Here is a 20,687-nt window from a genome sequence, read left to right as displayed (position 1 = left end):
TCAGCAGGCTAGACCCTCGGTCCCGGTCGCGGCACCGAGCACCAGCGACATCACGTCCGCCGTCGCCGGCCCTACTCCGAGCTGTACGGCGTGGGCGAGATCGGCGGCCGTGTCGACATCACGACGGACCGACTCGATCCCGGACAGCTCGATCGGCATCGCTCCGGACGCCTGGTGGGCCAGCGCGGAACCCACGCCGAAACGGGGATCCAGCGCCACCCCTGGCGCTGCCGCGAGCAACGTCGTACCGCTGCCGGGCTCATCGACCACGAACGAGCGTGGCGCCGTACAGGCCGCGAGTACGGCGGTGAGCTCGGCCGGACGCAGCGCGGGGAGATCGGCCGACAACGCGGCGACGCCATTGTCGGGGAACTCGGCACCCGCCACAGTGGCTCCATGCAGCAAGGCCTCGTTGAGCCCGGCGGCCGGGAGATCCGGCACGACGTACGCACCGGCAGCCGTCACGTCGGCCGCGACCAACGGGTCGTCGGTGACGACCAGGACGGCGCGCACCAGGGGAGAGGCGAGAGCGGCCGCAGTAGTGTCGACAGCGAACGCACGGGCCAGCTCGGGACGGTGCTGCGGGTAGGCCGGAGCGAGCCGGCTCTTCGCGATCGCCGTACGCTTCACCGGGATCGCCAGGATCCAGGGAGCGACCTGTAGGTCTGCCATCAGGCAGGATTCTCCCATGACGGATGGCAGCAACGAGCAGCAGGAGGCTCCAGTGGACAACGGGCAGGGTGATCCGCGTCCGCCGCGGGGTTTCTGGTTCGGCATCATCGTCGCGATCGTCAAGCCGTTCATGATCGTGTTCACCAAGAGCCGGTTCACCGGCCGGGAGAACATGCCGCGCACCGGCGGCGTGATCTACGTGCCCAATCACATCTCGCATTTCGACCCGGTGCTGCTCGGGTACTTCATCTGGGAGTGCCGGCGGATTCCGCGGTTCCTCGGCAAGGCCTCGCTGTTCAAGATCCCGGTGCTCGGCACGATCATCACCAGTGCCGGCCAGATCCCGGTGTACCGCGACTCGACGCAGGCCGCGGACGCGTTCCGGGACGCGGTCGCCGCGGTCGAACGCGGCGAGTGCGTGGGCGTTTACCCGGAGGGCACCATCACTCGTGACCCGGACATGTGGCCGATGACCGGCAAGACCGGCGCGGCCCGGATCGCGCTGATGACCGGCTGCCCGGTGATCCCGATCGCCAACTGGGGCGCGCAGGACATCATCAAGTCGTACACGGGCAAGATCCGGATCAGGTTGCTGCCGCGCAAGACCTTGCGGGTCCGGGCCGGCGCGCCGGTCGACCTGAGCGCGTTCCAGGGCAAGCCGCTGACCAACCAGCTGTTGCACGAGGCAACCGAGGTGATCATGGCCCGGGTCGCCGAGACCCTCGGCGAACTCCGCGGCGAGACCCCGCCCAAAGAGCTCTACGACCTACGCAAGGCCCGGAAAGCCGAAGGTGAGGACAAGGCATGACGAAGGTTGCGGTGTTCGGCGCCGGATCCTGGGGTACGGCGTTCGCGGTCGTGCTCGCGAACGCCGGCAACCAGGTGTCGGTCTGGGGACGGCGTGAGTCGCTCTGTGAGTCGATCAACACCGAGCACGAGAACGCCGAGTACCTGCCCGGGATCCGGTTGCCGGACGCGATCACAGCGACCCACGACCCGGCCGCCGCGGCCGACGGAGCAGAGGCGATCGTCCTCGCGGTTCCCTCGCAGTCGTTGCGGGACAACCTGACCGACTGGGCCGGCGTCCTGCCGCCCGCCGTACCGCTGGTCAGCCTGATGAAGGGTGTCGAGCTCGGTACGACGAAGCGGATGAGCGAGGTGATCGCCGAGCTCACCGGCGCCGGGCCGGAGCGGATCGCCGTTGTCTCGGGGCCGAACCTGGCGCGTGAGATCGCCGAAGGGCAGCCGGCCGCCTCCGTGGTCGCGTGCGTGGACGAGGGGACCGCGGCGCGGTTGCAGAAGCTGTGCCACTCACCGACGTTCCGCCCGTACACGAACAACGATGTGGTCGGCTGCGAGCTCGGCGGCGCCTGCAAGAACGTGATCGCCCTCGCCGTCGGGATGGCCGTCGGGCTCGGTTTCGGCGACAATGCCCGCGCGTCGGTGATCACCCGCGGCCTCGTCGAGATCGCCCGCCTGGGTACGGCGCTGGGCGCTGAGGAACACACCTTCTCCGGCCTGGCCGGGCTGGGCGATCTGGTCGCGACCTGTTCGTCGCCGCTGTCGCGGAACCGGACCTTCGGCGAGAAGCTCGGCCGGGGCATGAGCGTCGCGGAGATCGCCGGCGGCACCCGGCAGGTCGCCGAGGGCGTCAAGTCCTGCGCGTCGATCTCCGAGCTGGCGCACCAGCACGACGTGGAGATGCCGATCGCCGAACACGTCACCAAGGTCGTCGCCGGCGAGATGACCCCGAAGGACATGCTGTTCAGCCTGGTCTCCCGCTCGGCGAAGTCGGAGCGCTGGTGATCCCGGCCGCGTTCGCTAAGGCGACCATCGATCGTGAAGGCGCTGCCGGCGAAGCCTGGCTGGCCGAGCTGCCTGGGATCATCGGGGACCTGTTGACCCAGTGGGACTGCGAGCCCGACGGCGCAGCCGCACACGGGCAGGTCGGTGTGGTCGTGCCGGTCCGGGACGCCGTACTCAAGGTGTCGTTCCCGCACCCGGGCAACGTGCACGAGCCGGACGCTTTCGAGGCGTGGGGCGGTGAGGGCGCGGTCAAGCTGTACGAACGCGACGACGCCCGCTACGCCATGCTGCTCGAGCGCGCGCACCCGACGACGCTGGTGGAGCACGACGAGGATGTGGTCGTCATCGCGGGCGAGCTGCATCGCCGGTTGAGGATCCCGGCGCCGGACGGCCTGCCCCGGATGTCGGAGCAGGCCGATGCCTGGGCGGAGGAGCTCCGCAAGGACGCCGCCGAACTCGACCACCCGCTGCCGCCGTACGTCGTGGATGCGGCGCTGGCCGTCGTCGACGAGCTCGGCCGCGATCAGCCGGAGATCCTGATCCACGGCGACTTCCACCCGCGCAACATCCTGCGCGCGGAGCGGGAGCCCTGGCTGGCCGTCGATCCGAAGGGCTACGTCGGCGACCCGGCGTACGACGCGACCACGTTGCTGCGCACCCGCGCCGCGCACCAGCTCGGCGCCGACGACCTGATCAGTCTGTTGAACCACGAGCTCGAACTGTTCGCCGAGACCGCCGAGCTCGATCCCGAACGAATCCGCCGGTGGGCCCACCTGAACATGGTCCAGTCGGCCTTCTGGGGGCGCCGCCACGGCTTCGGCCGAGCCCGCGCCGGCAGCGAGCTCGACCGGTTCATCGCCCTGTGCGACGAACTCGCCCTCAGCTGGATCGCCTAGATCTACATCTCGACAGGAGGTGTCCGGTCGGCTCGGGGACTGGCACGCTCAGCTGGGCGGCCGATCGGGTGCCGAAGGCCGACACCTCCTGTCGAGATGCAGATCGAGGTCAGCTGAGCGTGTGTTGGAGGATCAGGGTGGCTGCGCCCAGGACGGCCGCGTCGCTGCCGGTCTGCGAGCGGATCACCCGGAGGTGGGTTGTGGCCAGGGGCAACGATCGGGCGTAGATGGTTTCGCGCAGGCCGGCGAGCAGGCTGTCGCCGGCCTGGGACAGTGAACCGCCGACGACGATCACGGACGGATTGAGCAGGCTGACCGCGGCAGCGAGGACGGTGCCGATCTCGCGACCGGCCTGGCGGATCTCGGCGGTGGCGGCGGTGTTTCCGGAGCGGACCAGTTCGACGATGTCGCCGCTGGTGCTGACTCCGAGCCGGCCCGCGAGCGCGGTCGCCGAGGCAACGGCTTCGAGGCAGCCGGTGTTGCCGCAGCGGCAGAGTTCGGTGTGACCCGGCGCCTGGATGTGGCCGATGTCGCCGGCCGCGCCCTGGGCCCCGCGGTGCAGGCGGCCGCCGCTGATCACGCCGGCTCCGATGCCGGTGGCGACCTTCACGAACAGCAGGTGCTCGACGTCCGGGTACGCCGTCGCGTGCTCGCCGAGCGCCATGATGTTCACGTCGTTGTCGACGAGCACCGGTCCGGGCAGCTCACTACCCAGTCGACCGACCACGTCGTACGAGTCCCAGCCGGGCATGATCGGCGGATGGTTCGGCCGTCCGGTGCTGTGCTCGACCGGACCGGGAAGTCCGACACCCGTGCCGGCCAGATCATCAGGCGACCGGCCCGCCTCCTTCAGCAACGCATGGCCGGCTGCGGCGACGGCGTCGAGAACGACCTCTGGTCCTTCGGCGATCTTGAGTGGTGTCGTCGACCGGTGCAGGATCTCGCCGGCCAGGTCGGTGAGAGCGACGGACAGGTGCGTCGCGCCGACGTCCGCGGCGAGCACGAGCCGCGCGGTCGGGTTGAACCGGAAGCGCGCCGGTGGCCGCCCGCCCGTCGACACTGCCTCGCCGGACGGTACGACGAGACCGGCCGCGAGCAGTGCCTCGATCCGACCGGTAACCGTGGAGCGGGCCAGACCGGTGACGTCGATCAGCTCGGCGCGGGTCCGGGCCTGCCCGTCGAGCAGGAGACGCAGGACCGCGTCCGTCGTACCCAGATCGCTCATGTGTCGGACTTTCGTCGTACTAGCCGTGGACTTTTGCTTGACAGGGTTCAAAAGGGTCCCATAGCGTCCTTCGACGTGTCCACCACTGCGCGCAAGCTCAAGGTCGGGATTGTTGGCGGCGGCTTCATGGGCCAGGTCCACGGCCGGGCCGCGCTCGTGTCGGGGGCGATGGTGGCCGGCGCGGTCGGCTCGTCACCCGGGCGGGCGGAGGCTGCCGCGGAGGCGACCGGCGCCGAGCGCGGGTTCGCGACCATCGACGAACTGCTGGCCTCCGACATCGACGTGGTCCACGTCTGTACACCGAACAACACGCATCGCGACGTGACGCTGAAGGCCCTCGAGGCCGGCAAGCACGTGGTGTGCGAGAAGCCGCTGGCCACCTCGGTCCAGGATGCGACCGGGCTCTCCACCGCGGCTCAGGAAGCGGGCCTCGTCGGCGCCGTGCCGTTCGTGTACCGCTACCACCCCATGGTCCGCGAGTTGCGGACCAGAATCGCGGCCGGGGACGCCGGAACGATCACCAGCCTGCACGGGTCGTACCTGCAGGACTGGCTCGCCGGTGCGGACGACCAGAACTGGCGTGTTGACGACACGACCGGTGGACCGTCGCGGACGTTCGCGGACATCGGGTCGCACTGGTGCGACCTGACCGAATTCGTCACCGGCGACCGGATCGCGGCGATCAGCGCGCAACTGCGGACCGTACGAGCCCAGCGCGGCGGTGTCGAGGTGCACACCGAGGACCTGGCCACGGCGCAGTTCCGGACCGAGGCCGGAGTGGTCGGGACGATCGTCGTCAGCCAGGTCGCGGCCGGCCGGAAGAACCGCCTGTACCTCGAGGTGTCCGGCACCGAGTCGAGCTTCGGCTTCGACCAGGAGGACCCGGATCGGCTGTGGGTCGGTCGCCGAGACGCGTCGCAGTTGCTGACCCGGGACCCGGAGACGCTGAGCCCGCCGGCGGCGCGGGTCAACCGGCTGCCGGCCGGGCACGCGCAGGGGTACCAGGACGCGTTCGACTCGTTCGTCGCCGACAGCTATGCCGCCGTACTGGGGGACCACCCGGACGGCCTGCCCGATTTCGCCGCTGGAGCGCGGTCCGCTCGCGTGGTCGACGCAGTACTGCGCTCGGCCGCGGACGACAGCGCCTGGATCGCGGTAGACAACTCTGCCGACAACGCCTAGGAGTTCACGATGCCACGTCCGATCACGCTGTTCACCGGCCAGTGGGCCGACCTGCCGTTCGAGGAGGTCTGCCAGTTCGCCTCCGAGGCCGGCTACGACGGCGTCGAGATCGCCTGCTCCGGTGATCACTTCGACGTCCAGCAGGCCGTTGACGACGACTCCTACGTCCAGGGCCGCAAGGACATCCTGGAGAAGTACAACCTGCAGGTGTTCGCGATCTCGAACCACCTGGTCGGCCAGGCGGTCTGCGACGACCCGATCGACTTCCGGCACCAGGCCATCGTGCCGTCGCGGATCTGGGCCGACGGCGATGCCGAAGGCGTCCGGCAGCGCGCCGCGGAGGACCTGAAGAACAGCGCCCGCGCGGCGGCGAAGCTCGGCGTGAACACCGTCATCGGCTTCACCGGCTCGTCGATCTGGCAGTACGTCGCGATGTTCCCGCCGGTGCCGGCGGAGCGGATCGAGGCCGGCTACCAGGACTTCGCCGACCGGTGGAACCCGATCCTCGACGTGTTCGACGAGGAGGGCGTGCGGTTCGCGCACGAGGTCCACCCGTCGGAGATCGCGTACGACTACTGGACCACCACGCTGGCGCTGGAGGCGATCGGCCACCGCGAGGCGTTCGGGCTGAACTGGGACCCGTCGCACATGGTCTGGCAGGACATCGACCCGGTCGCGTTCCTGTGGGACTTCAAGGACCGGATCTACCACGTGGACTGCAAGGACACCCGGATGCGGGTCGGCGGCGGCCGCAACGGCCGGCTCGGTTCGCATCTGCCGTGGGGCGACCCGCGGCGCGGCTGGGACTTCTACTCCACCGGTCACGGCGATGTGAAGTGGGAGGACTGCTTCCGCGTGCTGAACTCGATCGGCTACGAGGGCCCGATCTCGGTCGAGTGGGAGGACGCCGGCATGGAGCGCAAGGTCGGTGCCGCGGAGGCGGTCAACGTGATCCGCGCGCTCGCCTTCGACAAGCCGGCCGCTGCTTTCGACGCGGCCTTCGCCACCGACAAGTAGGCCTCAGCGGTTGTCGCGACCGGCGACGAATCCGAGCGTGACCTGCGTGGCTGAGAGTGCGACGAACACGACGAGCGTCGTACTCCAGCCGCCGGTCACCTGGGTCAGGTAGCCCGCGACGACCGGTCCGGCGGCAGCCAGCGTGTAGCCGACGGCCTGTGCCATCCCGGACAGCTGCGTGGTCTCGTGGTGGCCGCGACCGCGGAGGCTGATCAGCGAGAGCGCGGCGACCAGCCCGGCGCCTTGGCCGAGACCGCCGACGATCGCCCAGACGATGGCCAGGTGCGGTGCCAGCAGCAGACCGAGCAGCGCGATCAGGATCGGCGTACTCGCGGTCATCAGACCGGCGCGCTGGTTGGTCGGGTGCTTGAGCAGCAGCGGAATCGTCAGGCCGCCGATCAGGCCGAACACCTGGAAGATGAAGAGGTGTACGCCGGTGGCGCGCTCGGACACGCCGCCGGTCGAGATCTCGATCGTGGGCAGCCAGTTCACGAACAGGTAGAAGCTCGTGGACTGCAGGCCCATGAAGCCGGTGACCAGCCACGCCATCGGCTGACGCCACACGCTCACCGGGGGAGGGCCGTCCGCGGTACTTGCCGCCGGCATCGGCTCCGGCCAGATCGTCCGCGGCAGCCAGATCACCGCGACCAGCACGGCCAGACCACCCCACACCGCGAGCGACAGCCGCCAGTCGACGGCGTCCGCGATCGGTACCGCGAGGATCGAGGCGATCGCCGCGCCGCCGGTGATGAAGGCGGTGTACACGCCGGTCGCCCGGGAGACATGGCCGGCGTAGTCGCGCTTGATGATGACCGGGACGAGCACGTTGCCGACGGCGATCGCTGCGCCGACCACGGCCGTGCCGATCCACAGGCCCGCCTGGCCCGTGTACGGGCGGAGCGCGCTGCTGAGCGCCAGCACCAGGAGTGAGACGAAGACGGCCCGCTCCATGCCGAAGCGCCGCGAGGCGAGGTGGACCAGCGGCGAGGCGACGGCGAACGCGAGCAGCGGCAGTGTGCCGAGCAGACCCTGCGCGGCCTCACCGAGGTGCAGGTCGAGACCGATCCGCGGCAGCACCGGACCGACCGCGGTCAGCGCCGGCCGCAGGCTCAGCGCGACCACGAAGGCGGTCGCTGTGATCAGCGCCGACCGTTCCCGAGTCACTGGTTCGGTCACCACTGCCACGACACACCCCTCCCAGTTCTTGCTCTCTGCAGATGTCCTACATTTACACACTGTACGCTATCCCGGAACGGAGGTGGGCGGGTGTCGATCGAAGGACCGGTGCGGCAGGTGCCGCTCGTGCTGCAGGTGTCGGAGCGGTTCCGGGCGCAGATCGAGTCCGGGGCATGGCCGCGCGGCACGCGGATCCCGGGGGAGAACCAGCTCGCCACCGAGCTGGGCGTCAGCCGCGGGACCGTGCGGGAGGCGCTGCGTTCGCTCAGCCTGACCGGCCTGCTCGAGCCACGCGTCGGCGACGGCACCTACGTCCGCGCGACCAACGAGATCAGCGGCGTACTGGTCAGGGACGAGCTCTCCGCTTCGTTGACCCACGTGCTCGACGCCCGCGCCGGCATCGAGGCCGCAGCGGCTCGGCTGGCCGCACAGCAGCCGGACCCGGACAGCCTGGCTGCCTTGGCTGCCGCGCTGGAGTCCCGGGCGGCCGCGCGTGATCTGGACGCCTTCGTGTCCGCGGACGCCGACTTCCACCGCCGCGTCGTGGTCGCCAGCGGGAACCCGCTGCTGCTACGCCTGTACGACGCGATCGCCGAGGTCCTGACCGAGTCGATCCACCAGACCGCGACGCTCCCCGAGGATCACCGGATCCTCGACGCGCACGTCGACGTACTCGAGGCGATCCGGGCGGGTGATCCCGAGGCGGCGAGTCAGGCGTCGTACGCGTTGATCGAGACCATCAAGCAAGAAGCGAAGGATCCGGCCAGTAGTACCTGAAACAGGCGGGCTGTCCGTTGAGCCGCCGCGGCTCCCCGCCGGGCGGCGGCACGTCCTTGCGGTCTCCGCGGATGCCGCCGCGCGCTTCGTAGAACCCTTGTGCGGCGGTGTTCTGCTCGAGTACCCACAGGTAGAGCCCGGAACCCGGCGCGACCTCCTGCAGGGCGTTGGCCGTGCGCGCGAGTAGTTGGGTCCCGATGCCCTGTCGCTTGAGCGGGGCGCGGACATGCAGGTTGTCGACGAGCGCTCCGTACTTGGGGTCCGCGTCGATGATCAGGTGCGCCAGCCCGACCAGCTTGCCGTCGTACTCCGCGAGCGTCGTGTGCGTACCTTCCCGCGCCGCCAACCGCCCCGCCCACATCGCGGCGAGGTACTCGGGCGACTCCTCGTCGAGGAACTGGTCCGCGTACGCGCCGCGGTAGTGCCGCCGCCAGCTGTCACCATGCAGCTCGGCCACCGCCGCCGCGTCCGCTGCCCCACCGGTCCGAAATCGCAGCTCATTCACCTGTGAATTCGTATCACCCGAGTGGCTGCTCGTCCGGGGTTGTCCGCAGGGTGAACCCGGCAGCCTCGAGCCGGCCCCGGATCAGTGCTCCTGCTGTTCCTCGTCGTGGAGATCAGCTTTGGAGTGGTCCAGCTCCTGCCGTGGTCGGCTGGCGCGGTGCGAGCACGCGCGCGAACACGGCCAGCCCAGCCGCCAGCGCGGTGACCACGATGAACGACATCGTCAGGTTGCTGGCCTGCGCGATGCCGCCGATGATCGACGGCGCGACCAGGCCGGACGCGTAGGTGATGGTCGCGACACCCGCGATGGCCTGGCTCGGGTTTGGCCCGGTGTGGCCGGCGGCGGCGAACGCCAGCGGTACGACGACCGCGATCCCGACGCCGATCAGGCCGAAGCCGATCATCGCCACGACGGCCGTCGGCGAAACGACCACCAGCAGACCGCCCAGCGTCGCGATCACACCGCTCCACCGCACCGTCGGTACGGTGCCGAACCGGTCCACCACCGCATCGCCGGTGAGCCGCGCGATCGCCATCGTCAACGCGAACCCGGTCGTCGCCCCGGCCGCGACAGCCGCCGAGCTGCCGAGGATGTCCCGCAGATACACGGCCGACCAGTCCAGGCTCGCGCCCTCCGCGAAGACCGCGCAGAACCCGACCGCCCCGATCAGCAACGCCGACTTCGGCGGCAACGCGAACCGCGCCGGCGGCTCGTCGTCCTCCTCGGGATGAATGTTCAGCACGAAGTGACACACGACCACCCCGACGATCGTCAGTACGACGGCTGCCGCCGCGTGGTGGATCTGCGCACTGAGATTCGCATGTGCGGCAAGCGTTCCGACCGCCGAACCGAGCAGAGCCCCAACACTCCACAGACCGTGCAGGCCCGCCATGATCGACTTCTTCAGCCGATGCTCGACCTCGACCCCGAGCGCATTCATCGCGACGTCGGCCATACCCGCCGTACCGCCGTAGATCAGCAGGGCCGCGCACAGCGTCAGCAGGCCGGGCGCGAGTGAGGGCAGGATCAGCGCGAGCGTCCAGAGCGCCAGCAGACCGCGCAGTGCGTTCCGCGTCCCGAACCGGTGCGTGACCCGGGCGGCGAGCGGCATCATCAGCGCCGCTCCGAGCGCCGGGAACGCGAGCGCCAGCCCGAGCTGGCCCGCGGACACTCCGGCGTGCTCCTGGATCCACGGGACCCGGGTCGCGAACGACCCCGTCACCGACCCGTGCACGCAGAAGACGGCGGCAACGGCGTACCGGGACCGCTTGACGAGGGTGGTGTCTTCAGTCACAAGTAAACAAGCTATCTGTTTGAACGATCAGGCGGATGGTAGTTTTTTGCGCGTGAGAAGTGCACAACGGCATCAAGTGATCGTAGAACGACTACGAGTCGTCGACCGAGTGTCGGTCCAGGAACTGGTCGAAGCGACCGAGGCGTCCGACATGACGGTCCGCCGCGACCTCGACTTCCTGGCGGCGCAGGGCGTGCTGAAGCGCGTCCACGGCGGCGCCGTGTCCGCGATGCCGTCCGGCCTCGAGCCGCCGTACTCGCTCCGCATGCAGGCCGCGACCGCCGCCAAGCAGGCGATCGCCAAGGCCGCGGTCGAGCACCTCCACGACGGCGAGACGATCGTGCTCGACAGCGGTACGACGGCGCTGGAGACGGCTCGGCTGCTGCACGACCGCGCGATGACGGTGATGCCGTTGTCGCTGCAGGTCGCTCACGAGTTGGCCGACGCGCCGCGGATCCGGCTGCTGATGCCGGGCGGTGAGGCGCGCAAGGGCGAGCTCTCGCTGGTCGGCCCGCTCACGGTCGCCTCGCTGCGGGCCCTGCGCTTCGACGCCGCCGTACTGAGCCCCTGCGCGTTCAGTCTCGACGCGGGGCTGACTGCGTTCGACCTGGGCGACGCCGAGGTCAAGCAGGAGGCGATGAACGTCGCCACGCGCACCGTCGTACTCGCTGACGGCGCCAAGTGGGACCGCGCCGCCCTCGCCTACGTCTGCCCGGCGGATCGCCCCGACCTGATCATCACCGACGAGTCGGCCCCCGAAGACCAACGCACCATCCTGACCCAACGCGGCGTTCTCGTAGAGGTGGCCTCTTGACCGCGACTGACCTGCGACCGCAGACCGCGCCGCCGCGCGCAGCCCGGGTCGCTACCTGGATGTACTTCGGTCTGAACGGGTTCGCGGTCGGGATGTGGGTCGTGCACATCCCGAGCATCGAGCAGAAGACCGGCATCACGCACAGCACGCTCGGGCTGCTCCTGCTGGTGCTCGGCGGTGCCGCGTTCACCGGCATGCAGGTCGCGGGTCCGCTCGTCGACAAGCTCGGTCAGCGCCGGCTCGTCCCGGCAGCCGGCATCCTGCTCGGGATCGCGCTGGCCGGACCGGGCCTCGCGACGAACTGGTGGACGCTCGGCCTCTCGCTGATTCTGATCGGCTTCGGCAACGGCTCGATCGACGTCGGCATGAACGCGCAGGCAGTGGTCGTCGAGCGCGGCTACCCGCGGCCGATCATGGCGGCCTTCCACGCGATGTGGTCGATCGGCGGCGCGATCGCCGCGGTCGTCGGCGCGGCGACGCTGCGGGCCGACGTGCCTCCCGAGGTCACGCTCGCCCTCGCCGGCGTCGTGTGCATCGTGCTGTCGCTCGTCGCCAGCCGATTCTTGCTGGAGGCAACGGTTCCGCAGGAGGACGAACCGGTCGAGGGGGAGGAGCGGGCGAAGCCGTCGGCCAAGCTGGTCTGGGCGTTGGGTGGACTTGCCTTCGGGCTGATGCTGTCCGAGGGCGTCGCGAACGACTGGGCCGCGCTGCACTTCCGCGACATCCTCGGGACGACCGTGAGTACGGCGGCCTACGCGTACGGTGCGTTCGCGGTCGCGATGACGGTGGGCCGATTCCTCACCGACCGGGTCGCGGCCGTCGTCGGGCCGGCGGCGATCGTGCGGTGGGGCGCGGCGATGGCAGCGGTCGGCCTGACGCTGGTGATCGTCGTACCGTGGGTGCCGGTCGCGCTGGTCGGCTGGGCCGTGTTCGGGCTGGGCCTCGCGGGCGGCGTACCGCAGTTGTTCACCGCCGCGGGCAACCTCGACCCACGGTCGTCCGGTGCGCTGATGGCACGGGTCGTCGGCCTCGGGTACGTCGGCCTGCTCGCCGGGCCCGCACTGATCGGCGGACTGGCGCACTGGATGCCGCTGAACATCGCGTTCATCCTGCCGGTCGTGCTGTGCGTGCTGACGTTCTTCGGCGGACCTGTCCTCAAGAAGTCAGGCGCTAGGTGAAGTCAGGCGCTAGGTAAGGGCCTGCTCGAGGTCCGCCCACAGGTCGTCGGGGTGCTCGATGCCGACGGACAGGCGGATCAGGTCCTCGGGGATCGTCGGGACTTCCATCGGCCAGCGGCGGCGGCGTTCGAGCAGCGACTCGACGCCGCCGAGGCTGGTTGCGTGCACCCAGAGTTCGGTGCGCTCGCAGACCTGTTGGGCGAATGCCGCGTCGCCGCCGAGTTCGACGGCGAGGATCGCGCCGAAGCCGGACATCTGGGCGGCGGCGCGGTCATGGCCAGGGTCGCTCGGCAATCCGGGGTAGCGGACGCGGCTGACGCGCGGGTGTGCCAGCAGGCGCTCGGCCAGGAACGCGGCGTTCGACTGGGCGCGCTCGAGGCGGAGGGCGAGAGTTCGCAGACCGCGCAGGGCGAGCCAGGCCTCCATCGGACCGGGAATCGCGCCGAGGCCGCGGCGGCGGAGCTCGATCGCGGACCAGAGGTCGTCGTCGGCGGTGATGACCGCGCCGAGGATGACGTCGGAGTGGCCGGAGATGAACTTGGTGGCCGAGTGCATCACCACATCCGCGCCGAGCTGCAGCGGCTGCTGGAGCAGGGGAGTCGCGAACGTGTTGTCCACGACGACGAGCGCATCGGCCGCGTGCCCGGCTTCGGCCAGTGCCGGGATGTCGGCGACCTCCATCGCGGGGTTGGTCGGAGACTCGATCCACAGCATGTCGGCTCCGTCGATGACCTGCTTGACGGCCTCGGTGTCCGCGATGTCGACGTGTTCGACCGTCAGCCGGCCGGTCTCGGTCTGCTGATCGAGCAGCGCCACCACGCCGGAGTACGCGTGCTGCGGCGCCACGACCCGCCCGCCGACCGGGACCAGGTCGATCACGGCCGCTGCCGCCGCCATCCCCGAGGCGAACGTCAGCCCGCGGCCGCCCTCGAGCTCGCCGAGCGTCTCCTCGAGCGCGGACCACGCGTCGTTGCCGAAACGCCCGTACCCGCGATCGCCGCCCGCGACGTACGTCGAGCTGAACACCGGCGACTCGCCGACGGGAGCATTCGGCACCCGCTCCGGCCGCCCGGCGTGGACGACGACCGTGGACGGATCAAGCTCAGGAGTCATACCTGGAATTGTCGCTGACGCGGTAGGTAGCCGCGGGCAGGGGGATGCCGCCGGTGCGGAGCAGGGTCATCGCCTGGCGGGCGAGCGACCTCGCGTCGGTGGTGCCGGGGCTCTCGACCCACACGCGGACCACCGACTCGATGATGTTCATCGCGATCCCGGCCGCCAGCGCGCCGGTGAACTCGGCCTGCTGACGGTCGCCCGCCGGCAACCGCAGGACCAGCTCGTCGGCGAGGTCGGTGCGGAAGCGCCAGATCAGCTCGTTCAGATGGGCGCTCACCGACGCGGTCTGCGCGGCCAGGTCGAACACCGCCCTGACCCGGTCCGGGTTGGTCTCGAGCTGCTCCAGGACCCGCTCGATCACCGCCTGCAGCCCGGCCGGCAACTCCAGCTCGGGCTGCTCGCGGAACCAGCTGACCGCGTCGCCCAGGCAGTCCTCGACGAACTCGAGGACGAGCGTCTCCTTGGTCGGGAAGTACCGGTACAGCGTGCTCGGCCCGACCTCGGCCGCCGCCGCGATCTGCTCGACCGTGGTCCGTCCGAAGCCGTTGTCGTTGAACAGCTCGAACGCCTTGTCCGCGATCAGCCGGCGGGTCCGCTCCCGCTTCACTTCGCGCAGTCCCATCAGCACCTCCGCGGGCAGGGTACCGTTTCGCCGACTCGCCGGTTGTTGCTTCTCTTTGGTTGACTCAGCCATATGGTAGTCACTACCAAAATCTTCTGGGAGGGTTTGATGACCGAAAGCTTCCCCGTCGACCGGCCGTCCGGGTGCCCGTTCGACCCGGCGCGGGCCTACGACGGCTTCCGCCGTACGGACGGCCCGACGAAGGTCTCCACCCCGGCCGGCGTCGACGCGTACGTGGTCAGCCGGTACGACGACGTCCGCACCCTGCTCCGGGACAGCCGGCTCAGCTCGCGGTCGGCGCCGTCGGACCACGTCGTACCGGGCGCGGATCTGGACCGGGAGGCTGATTCGGGCTCGATCCTGCACGCCGACGGCGCCGCGCACAAGCGGCTGCGGCGGATGCTCGCGACCGAGTTCGCGGTGAAGCGGATGGAAGCGATGCGGCCGCGGATCGGCGCGATGATCGAGACCCAGCTCGACACGATGCTCGCCGCCGGCGGGCCGGTCGATCTGGTGCAGGCGTTCGCGCTGCCGATCCCGTCGCTGGTGATCTGTGAGCTACTCGGCGTTCCGTATGCGGACCGCGCCGAGTTCCAGGAGCGGAGCGCGACGCTGGTCCGGGTTGACGGGGACCGGGACGAGATCATGCGGGTGAGCGACGAGTTGAACCAGTACATGGTCGGGCTGGTGCTGGCGAAGCAGGCCTCGCGTTCGGACGACCTGCTGTCGCGGCTGATCACGCGCGGCGAGGAGCTGGGGGAGCCGCTCACGCTGCCCGAGCTGGTCTCGATCGGGATCACGCTGCTGGTCGCGGGGCATGAGACGACGGCGAACATGATCGCCCTGAGCACACTCGCGCTGCTGCGGAACCCTGTGCAGCTCGACGCGCTGCGAGCCGATCCGGGCTTGGCGCCGGCGGCCGTCGAGGAGCTGCTGCGGTACCTGTCTGTCGTCCAGTTCGGACTGTTCCGCCACGTCACGGACGAACTGCCGGTCGAGGGCGGGACTCTGCAGGCGGGCGACTTCCTGATCGCGGCGTTGTCGTCGGCGAACCGGGACTCGCGGGTGTTCCCGGATCCCGATCGGCTCGAGTTGGGGCGATCGGACGCGGCGCACGTCGCCTTCGGGTTCGGGCCGCACCAGTGCCTCGGCCAGCAGCTCGCGCGGGTCGAGCTGCACGAGGTCTTCACCCGGCTGTACGCGCGGATCCCGACGCTGCGACTCGCCGTACCGTTCGAGGAGATCGACTACCGGAACAACACGCTCGTGTACGGAGTGACAGCGCTGCCAGTCACCTGGGACGAGCCGCTACGGAGTGCGATCTGAACGGCTCTTAACCGAACCCTGGTCGGAACCTGATCCCCGGGCCGCTACAGTCGAGCCGGTGAGTGAGTACTCGAGGGAAGAACAACGCAAGCCCCGCGTCGCCGTCGTCTTCGGTGGCCGGTCGAGCGAGCACGCCATCTCCTGCGTCACCGCGGCCAACGTCCTGCAGGTGATCGACCGCGACAAGTACGACGTCGTCCCGGTCGGCATCAGCACCAGCGGGCACTGGGTGCTGGAGAGCGGCGACCCCGAGCGGCTGTCGATCACCGACGGCAAGCTCCCCGAGGTCGACGTGACCGCGATGCCGGTGCTTTTCGGCGCCAACCGCGAGCTCGTGATCAGCGAACCCGAACAGGTACCGAGCACGCTCGGCCAGGTCGACGTGGTCTTCCCGCTGCTGCACGGCCCGTGGGGTGAGGACGGCACCATCCAGGGTCTGCTCGAGATGTCCGACATCCGCTACGTCGGCGCCGGCGTACTCGCGAGCGCCGTCGGCATGGACAAGCACTACATGAAGGTCGTCTTCCAGGCCGCCGGGCTCGACGTCACGCCGTACGTCGTCATCCGCGACCGCGACTGGACCCGCGACCAGGACGCGTGCCGGCAGGCGGTCGACGCGCTCGGCTACCCGGTCTTCGTGAAGCCGTGCCGTGGCGGTTCGAGCCTCGGGATCAGCAAGGTGAACAGCCTCGACGAGCTCGACGAGGCCGTCGCGGTGGCCCGCGCCCACGACCCGAAGGTCATCGTCGAGGCCTCCGCGAAGGACCCGCGCGAGATCGAGGTCGGCGTCCTCGGCGGCCTCGACGGTGCCAAGCCGGAGGTCAGCGTCTGCGGCGAGATCGCGATCTCGGGCGGCGGCCACGACTTCTACGACTTCGAGACCAAGTACCTGCCCGAGGGCGAGGAGTACACCTCCCTCTCGGTCCCGGCCGACCTCCCCGAGGACATCGCCGCCGAGGTCCGCGCCAAGGCCCTCACCGCCTTCGACGCCATCGACGCCGAAGGCCTGGCCCGCGTGGACTTCTTCCTCGACGCCGACAACCGGGTCATCATCAACGAGATCAACACCATGCCCGGCTTCACCCCCACCAGCATGTTCCCCCGCCTCTGGGCCGCCTCCGGCAAGGACTACGCCACCCTCGTAGACCACCTCCTAACCCTGGCCATGACCCGCCCCACGGGCCTCCGCTAACCCGTACCCCAGCCCACCCACGCAGGTCTGGGCGGACCGTTCACGCTGGGTGTGCGCCGTCCGTCCCGTGCAGCCTCTTGGGCCGAGGCTCCCGCGCTTCGGGTGGTTGGTTGGGTTATTGGAGGCGGCTTGCTCGGGTGCGGAGGTAGCGCTGTTGGGGGAGGCTGGTTGTGCGGCGTGCGGCCTCTTCGTAGGCCGCGCGGGCGCCGGCTGGGTCGCCTGACATCTCGAGGAGGTGGGCTCGGACCGCGGACAGGCGGTGGTCCTCGGCGATGTGGTCGTCGTGTTCGATCGTCGTCAGCAGTGCGAGGCCCTCGTCCGGACCGCGGGCCATCGCGACGGCGACCACGTGGTTGAGGGCGACCATCGGGTTGTCGGTGAGCTGGAGCAGCACCTCGTACAGTGCGACGATCTGCGGCCAGTCAGTCTCCTCTGCAGTGGGTGATTCGTCGTGAACAGCAGCGATCGCGGCCTGCAGTTGGTACGGCCCGACAGGCCCGCGCGGCAGCGTCGCCGTGATCAGCTCGACGCCCTCCCGAATCAGCTCCGGGATCCACAGCGAACGGTCCTGCTCCGCCATCGGAACAAGCTCCCCGAGCGAACCGGTCCGCGCCGGCCGACGCGCATCGGTCAACAGCAGCAACGCCAGCAACCCCGCCACCTCGGCATCATCGGGAAGGAGCCGGTACAGCATCCGCGCCAACCGGACCCCCTCCGCCGCCAACTCGACCCGCTGCAGGCTGGAACCTGTCGTACTCGCGTACCCCTCGTTGAAGATCAGGTACACGACCTTCAGCACCGCGCCCAACCGCTCCTCGCGATCAACCGGCATCGTGAACCGCGCGCCGCTCTCTTTCACGCTCGCCTTCGCCCGGGTGATCCGCCGCGTCATGGTTGCCTCCGGCACCAGGAACGCCCGGGCGATCTCCGTCGTCGTCAATCCACCGACCGCCCGCAGCGTCAACGCGATCTGCGACGCCGCCGTCAGCGACGGATGACAACACAGGAACAGCAACACCAGCGTGTCATCCGCCTCACCAACCGGATCACCCTGCGGCGCCCAGTGCGCCACCCGATCCTCCCGACGCTGACGAGCCTGCTCCCGCCGCAGCAGATCCGTCAGCCGCCGCGAAGCCACCGTGATCAACCACCCACGCGGATTCTCGGGCACCCCCTCGACCGGCCACTGCTCAGCCGCCGCAACCAACGCCTCCTGCACGGCATCCTCAGCCGTGTCAAAGTGCCCGTACCGCCGCACCAACGCCCCCAACACCTGAGGCGCCAGCCCCCGCAACAACTCCCCAAGCCCAACGCTCACGAGCCCTCCCAACCCCGCCCGAGCCCCGGACCACACTCACCGGTTGGGGCGGCCCGAGCGACCGTGGTGGCCCGAGTAACCAGGTTGACCTGGGCAAGCTGCACTACTCGAGTGGCCGGATCGACCGGGGTCAGGGCGTCGAGTTGGACAGGCATGACTGGTCACCTCATCTCGGCTCATTCTCCGGGGTCGGTCACTCCAGGAGTTCGGCTTGGCCGTCGATGATGGGGCGGATGTCGGCGTAGGCCGTGGCGCGGACGGACTCGGGGGCGGGGGTGTCGGCGAGTCTCGAGGCGATCTCGGTGGCTCGGTCGAAGGACTCGCACTCGACGATCCAGTACCCGGCGAGCACTTCCTGGGTCTCCGCGTACGGGCCGTCTGTCACCAGCGACTGCCCGTCCTTCGACCCGAGCCGCCGCGTGAGCACCGGCGCCGCCAGCGCTCGCGTCTCGACCAGCTCACCGGACTCGGCCAAGTCGCCGTTGAACTTCTCCATGAACGCGCCCATCGCCGCGAAGTCCTCCGGCGTCCAGGCCGGCTTTCCCGTGTCCTTGCCCGCCATCCCGTCGTAGTCCTGCTGCGACGCATACGTCAGGATCATGTACTTCATAGCTGTCTCCCATCGTCCGGACGCCCACCGCGGGCGCCTCCACCCGATACGTCGCCCCCGAGGCGCCCAACCGGACACCACCAACAGACGATTTTCGATCTCGCCAGGGAGTATGCACTCGTCAGGTACAGGGCGTGACGAGTTTGTTGTGGTTGTGGATAGCGTCGGAGACGTCCGTCAGGGCGTTGGCTTCGGGGGAGTACTTCGACGGGACCGCGATCTCGAGGTAGAGCTCGCGGCCGATGGTGGTGAAGATGAAGCCGTTCCGCACCTGCTTGGCGAACCAGCCGATGCCGTTGACCTCGAAGCACTGCGACTGGGCCTCGGCCATGCCGGCGGGAGGCGCGACGCCGCAGGTGACTTCGATGGGCGAATCGCCGTACGCCGTGGTCAGCGGGCTCTCCGGCGACGTCTTCCGGCGCTTCTGATCGAGAACCTTCGCAGGCAGCGCCCGGACGAGCTGCGTGCAGGCGGCCACGACCTCGGGCGCGGGGGAGGGGACCGGGACCGGCGTGGGACCCGGGCTGCACCCGGCGAGCACGATCACGCCGAGTGCAGCTAGCAGGATTTTGGGCATACCGAAAGCAGGCCTGTCTCCGGGGGAGGCTCAGATATGGACGACGGGACAGGTCAGCGTACGGGTGATGCCGGGCACGTTCTGGACCCGGGCAACCACCAGTTTGCCCAGTTCGTCGACGTTGCGGGCTTCCGCGCGGACGATCACGTCGTACGGACCGGTGACGTCCTCGGCCAGGGTGACGCCCTGGACCTCGGCGATCTGCGCGGCGACGTCGGCCGCGCGGCCGACCTCGGTCTGGATCAGGATGTAGGCCTGGACCACCACGTCGTTCTCCACTCAGTCGTCCTCAGCTGGCTCCGGCTGCCGTGGTGCAACGCTGCGCAGTGCAGCGGTACTGCGAGACAGCCGGGCGTACTCATAGTTGCCCGGTCACGGTACCGCCTAGACTCCGGTCAGCGATATGGGAGGTCTGCTGACGTGACAGAGACGTTGGGGAGCACAGGTGAGTTCGGCCTGATCGCGGCCGTCACCAAAGGGCAATCCACAGGTGAGGACGTCCTGGTCGGTCCCGGTGACGACGCGGCCGTGATGGCGGTGCCGGACGGCCGCATGGTGATCACTACCGACCTGCTGGTCGAGGGCCACCATTTCCGGCAGGACTGGTCGTCGGCGTACGACGTAGGCCGCAAGGCCGCCGCACAGAACCTGGCCGACGTAGTGGCCATGGGCGCCCGGCCGACCGCGCTGGTGGTGGGCTTCGGCGGCCCCGCTGACCTGCCGACCGCCTGGGCGCTGGAGCTCAACCAGGGCCTCGTCGACGAGTGCGAGCTGGTCGAGGCGAGCATCGTCGGCGGTGACACCGTCCAGTCCGACAAGATCGTCGTGTCTGTGACCGCATTCGGCTCCCTGGACGGTCGTCCACCGGTACTGCGGTCCGGCGCCCGACCGGGGGACGAGGTGGCGTACGTCGGCCGGCTGGGCTGGGCCGAGGCAGGCTGGGCGGTCCTCGCACGCGGGTTCCGCTCACCGCGGGCCGTCGTCGAGGCACACCGGCGCCCCCAACCGCCGTACGCCGAAGGTCCCCGCGCGGCACTCGCCGGCGCCTCCTCGCTGTGCGACGTGAGCGATGGTCTGCTGTCCGACCTCGGCCACATCGCCGCTGCGAGCCAGGTGATCATCGACGTGCACACCAAGGCGCTGACCGTGCCTGAACCGCTCCAGGCGGTTGCGGCCGCCACCGGCGTGGACGCGCTGAAGTTCGTGCTGACCGGCGGCGAGGACCACGCCCTGGTGGGTACGTTCGAGCCGGCCGACGTGCCCGAGGGCTGGACCGTCATCGGCTCGGTTGCTGAGGGCAACGAGGAACGCCCGGCCGGGACCGTGACGGTGGACGGCTCGCCGTATGCTGACGAGACAGGACACGCCCACTTCAGGAGTTGAG

The 20,687-nt window shown here is 69.7% G+C and carries 22 protein-coding genes; 11 read left to right on the top strand and 11 right to left on the bottom strand.

Going from position 1 to position 20,687, the window contains the following annotated elements:
* Entirely contained in the window at positions 1-672 is a 672-nt protein-coding gene (cofC, locus tag ACIA58_RS39000) for a 2-phospho-L-lactate guanylyltransferase (RefSeq protein WP_396408903.1), read from the bottom strand.
* Positions 673-688: 16 nt separating this feature from the next.
* Here cofC and ACIA58_RS38995 point away from each other — a divergent pair, with 16 nt between their 5' ends.
* Genes ACIA58_RS38995 through ACIA58_RS38985 form a run of 3 tightly spaced genes read left to right on the top strand, consistent with a single transcriptional unit; the run spans position 689 to position 3,374 of the window.
* Entirely contained in the window at positions 689-1,480 is a 792-nt protein-coding gene (locus tag ACIA58_RS38995) for a lysophospholipid acyltransferase family protein (RefSeq protein ID WP_396408902.1), read from the top strand.
* A complete protein-coding gene (locus ACIA58_RS38990) occupies positions 1,477-2,478 on the top strand; it encodes an NAD(P)H-dependent glycerol-3-phosphate dehydrogenase (RefSeq protein ID WP_396408901.1) in 1,002 nt (333 codons plus the stop codon). Before ACIA58_RS38995 ends, ACIA58_RS38990 begins: the two co-directional genes overlap by 4 nt.
* Complete coding sequence (locus tag ACIA58_RS38985; RefSeq protein WP_396408900.1) at positions 2,475-3,374, top strand: aminoglycoside phosphotransferase family protein; 900 nt, start codon at positions 2,475-2,477, stop codon at positions 3,372-3,374. Before ACIA58_RS38990 ends, ACIA58_RS38985 begins: the two co-directional genes overlap by 4 nt.
* A 109-nt stretch (positions 3,375-3,483) precedes the next feature.
* Here the strand turns inward: ACIA58_RS38985 and ACIA58_RS38980 are convergent, their stop codons facing one another.
* Entirely contained in the window at positions 3,484-4,599 is a 1,116-nt protein-coding gene (locus ACIA58_RS38980; RefSeq protein WP_396408899.1) for an ROK family protein, read from the bottom strand.
* A 75-nt stretch (positions 4,600-4,674) separates the two neighbouring features.
* Here ACIA58_RS38980 and ACIA58_RS38975 point away from each other — a divergent pair, with 75 nt between their 5' ends.
* Both ACIA58_RS38975 and ACIA58_RS38970 read left to right on the top strand, forming a co-directional pair.
* The gene (locus tag ACIA58_RS38975; protein ID WP_396408898.1) at positions 4,675-5,781 is read left to right on the top strand and encodes a Gfo/Idh/MocA family protein; all 1,107 of its coding nucleotides are present in this window, start codon (positions 4,675-4,677) and stop codon (positions 5,779-5,781) included.
* 9 nt (positions 5,782-5,790) lie between these two features.
* A complete protein-coding gene (locus ACIA58_RS38970; protein ID WP_396408897.1) occupies positions 5,791-6,798 on the top strand; it encodes a sugar phosphate isomerase/epimerase family protein in 1,008 nt (335 codons plus the stop codon).
* Positions 6,799-6,801: 3 nt separating this feature from the next.
* Here ACIA58_RS38970 and ACIA58_RS38965 read toward each other — a convergent pair whose 3' ends face one another.
* Positions 6,802-7,983, bottom strand: coding sequence for an MFS transporter (locus tag ACIA58_RS38965; protein WP_396408896.1), 1,182 nt, complete (start codon positions 7,981-7,983; stop codon positions 6,802-6,804).
* An 81-nt stretch (positions 7,984-8,064) separates the two neighbouring features.
* Here ACIA58_RS38965 and ACIA58_RS38960 point away from each other — a divergent pair, with 81 nt between their 5' ends.
* Positions 8,065-8,751, top strand: coding sequence for a FadR/GntR family transcriptional regulator (locus ACIA58_RS38960; RefSeq protein WP_396408895.1), 687 nt, complete (start codon positions 8,065-8,067; stop codon positions 8,749-8,751).
* Here ACIA58_RS38960 and ACIA58_RS38955 read toward each other — a convergent pair.
* Together ACIA58_RS38955 and ACIA58_RS38950 are read right to left on the bottom strand one after the other, a co-directional pair.
* Positions 8,714-9,256, bottom strand: coding sequence for a GNAT family N-acetyltransferase (locus tag ACIA58_RS38955; RefSeq protein WP_396408894.1), 543 nt, complete (start codon positions 9,254-9,256; stop codon positions 8,714-8,716). The genes ACIA58_RS38960 and ACIA58_RS38955 overlap by 38 nt on opposite strands.
* Before the next feature lie 112 nt (positions 9,257-9,368).
* A complete protein-coding gene (locus tag ACIA58_RS38950; RefSeq protein WP_396408893.1) occupies positions 9,369-10,550 on the bottom strand; it encodes an MFS transporter in 1,182 nt (393 codons plus the stop codon).
* 76 nt (positions 10,551-10,626) lie between these two features.
* On the opposite strand from ACIA58_RS38950, the gene ACIA58_RS38945 reads away from it, so the two are divergent.
* Positions 10,627-11,364, top strand: a complete 738-nt coding sequence (locus tag ACIA58_RS38945) for a DeoR/GlpR family DNA-binding transcription regulator (protein WP_396408892.1) — start codon at positions 10,627-10,629, stop codon at positions 11,362-11,364.
* Complete coding sequence (locus tag ACIA58_RS38940; protein WP_396408891.1) at positions 11,361-12,542, top strand: MFS transporter; 1,182 nt, start codon at positions 11,361-11,363, stop codon at positions 12,540-12,542. Before ACIA58_RS38945 ends, ACIA58_RS38940 begins: the two co-directional genes overlap by 4 nt.
* 9 nt (positions 12,543-12,551) lie before the next feature.
* Here the strand turns inward: ACIA58_RS38940 and ACIA58_RS38935 are convergent, their stop codons facing one another.
* Complete coding sequence (locus ACIA58_RS38935) at positions 12,552-13,655, bottom strand: trans-sulfuration enzyme family protein (protein WP_396408890.1); 1,104 nt, start codon at positions 13,653-13,655, stop codon at positions 12,552-12,554.
* Entirely contained in the window at positions 13,645-14,280 is a 636-nt protein-coding gene (locus ACIA58_RS38930; protein ID WP_396408889.1) for a TetR/AcrR family transcriptional regulator, read from the bottom strand. The genes ACIA58_RS38935 and ACIA58_RS38930 overlap by 11 nt, the downstream gene beginning before the upstream one ends.
* Before the next feature lie 108 nt (positions 14,281-14,388).
* On the opposite strand from ACIA58_RS38930, the gene ACIA58_RS38925 reads away from it, so the two are divergent.
* Positions 14,389-15,606, top strand: coding sequence for a cytochrome P450 (locus ACIA58_RS38925; protein WP_396408888.1), 1,218 nt, complete (start codon positions 14,389-14,391; stop codon positions 15,604-15,606).
* Between the two features lie 58 nt (positions 15,607-15,664).
* The gene (locus ACIA58_RS38920) at positions 15,665-16,798 is read left to right on the top strand and encodes a D-alanine--D-alanine ligase family protein (protein ID WP_396408887.1); all 1,134 of its coding nucleotides are present in this window, start codon (positions 15,665-15,667) and stop codon (positions 16,796-16,798) included.
* A gap of 115 nt (positions 16,799-16,913) precedes the next feature.
* Here the strand turns inward: ACIA58_RS38920 and ACIA58_RS38915 are convergent, their stop codons facing one another.
* The 4 genes from ACIA58_RS38915 to ACIA58_RS38900 form a co-directional block, all read right to left on the bottom strand.
* Entirely contained in the window at positions 16,914-18,116 is a 1,203-nt protein-coding gene (locus tag ACIA58_RS38915; RefSeq protein WP_396408886.1) for an RNA polymerase sigma factor, read from the bottom strand.
* A gap of 193 nt (positions 18,117-18,309) precedes the next feature.
* Complete coding sequence (locus tag ACIA58_RS38910) at positions 18,310-18,726, bottom strand: YciI family protein (protein ID WP_396408885.1); 417 nt, start codon at positions 18,724-18,726, stop codon at positions 18,310-18,312.
* Positions 18,727-18,847: 121 nt separating this feature from the next.
* Positions 18,848-19,303: a DUF3515 domain-containing protein gene (locus ACIA58_RS38905; protein ID WP_396408884.1), complete on the bottom strand. Its 456-nt coding sequence runs from the start codon at positions 19,301-19,303 to the stop codon at positions 18,848-18,850.
* 30 nt (positions 19,304-19,333) lie between these two features.
* Complete coding sequence (locus ACIA58_RS38900) at positions 19,334-19,567, bottom strand: Lrp/AsnC family transcriptional regulator (protein WP_198682133.1); 234 nt, start codon at positions 19,565-19,567, stop codon at positions 19,334-19,336.
* Between the two features lie 156 nt (positions 19,568-19,723).
* Here ACIA58_RS38900 and ACIA58_RS38895 point away from each other — a divergent pair, with 156 nt between their 5' ends.
* The gene (locus ACIA58_RS38895; protein ID WP_396408883.1) at positions 19,724-20,686 is read left to right on the top strand and encodes a thiamine-phosphate kinase; all 963 of its coding nucleotides are present in this window, start codon (positions 19,724-19,726) and stop codon (positions 20,684-20,686) included.
* The last annotated feature ends 1 nt before the right edge of the window (position 20,687 follow it).

Origin of the sequence: Kribbella sp. NPDC051586, from assembly GCF_044453965.1 — a bacterium.
Lineage (GTDB): Bacteria > Actinomycetota > Actinomycetes > Propionibacteriales > Kribbellaceae > Kribbella.
Note: the sequence above shows the minus strand (reverse complement) of the source record. Positions and strands in the feature narration are given on the sequence as shown.

Coding starts and splice junctions, on each gene's coding strand:
- ACIA58_RS38905 (WP_396408884.1), bottom strand. CDS start 19,303: ATGCCCAAAATCCTGCTAGCTGCACTCGGCGTGATCGTGCTCGCCGGG.
- ACIA58_RS38990 (WP_396408901.1), top strand. CDS start 1,477: ATGACGAAGGTTGCGGTGTTCGGCGCCGGATCCTGGGGTACGGCGTTC.
- ACIA58_RS38995 (WP_396408902.1), top strand. CDS start 689: ATGACGGATGGCAGCAACGAGCAGCAGGAGGCTCCAGTGGACAACGGG.
- ACIA58_RS38970 (WP_396408897.1), top strand. CDS start 5,791: ATGCCACGTCCGATCACGCTGTTCACCGGCCAGTGGGCCGACCTGCCG.
- ACIA58_RS38980 (WP_396408899.1), bottom strand. CDS start 4,599: ATGAGCGATCTGGGTACGACGGACGCGGTCCTGCGTCTCCTGCTCGAC.
- ACIA58_RS38935 (WP_396408890.1), bottom strand. CDS start 13,655: ATGACTCCTGAGCTTGATCCGTCCACGGTCGTCGTCCACGCCGGGCGG.
- ACIA58_RS38930 (WP_396408889.1), bottom strand. CDS start 14,280: ATGGGACTGCGCGAAGTGAAGCGGGAGCGGACCCGCCGGCTGATCGCG.
- cofC (WP_396408903.1), bottom strand. CDS start 672: ATGGCAGACCTACAGGTCGCTCCCTGGATCCTGGCGATCCCGGTGAAG.
- ACIA58_RS38910 (WP_396408885.1), bottom strand. CDS start 18,726: ATGAAGTACATGATCCTGACGTATGCGTCGCAGCAGGACTACGACGGG.
- ACIA58_RS38925 (WP_396408888.1), top strand. CDS start 14,389: ATGACCGAAAGCTTCCCCGTCGACCGGCCGTCCGGGTGCCCGTTCGAC.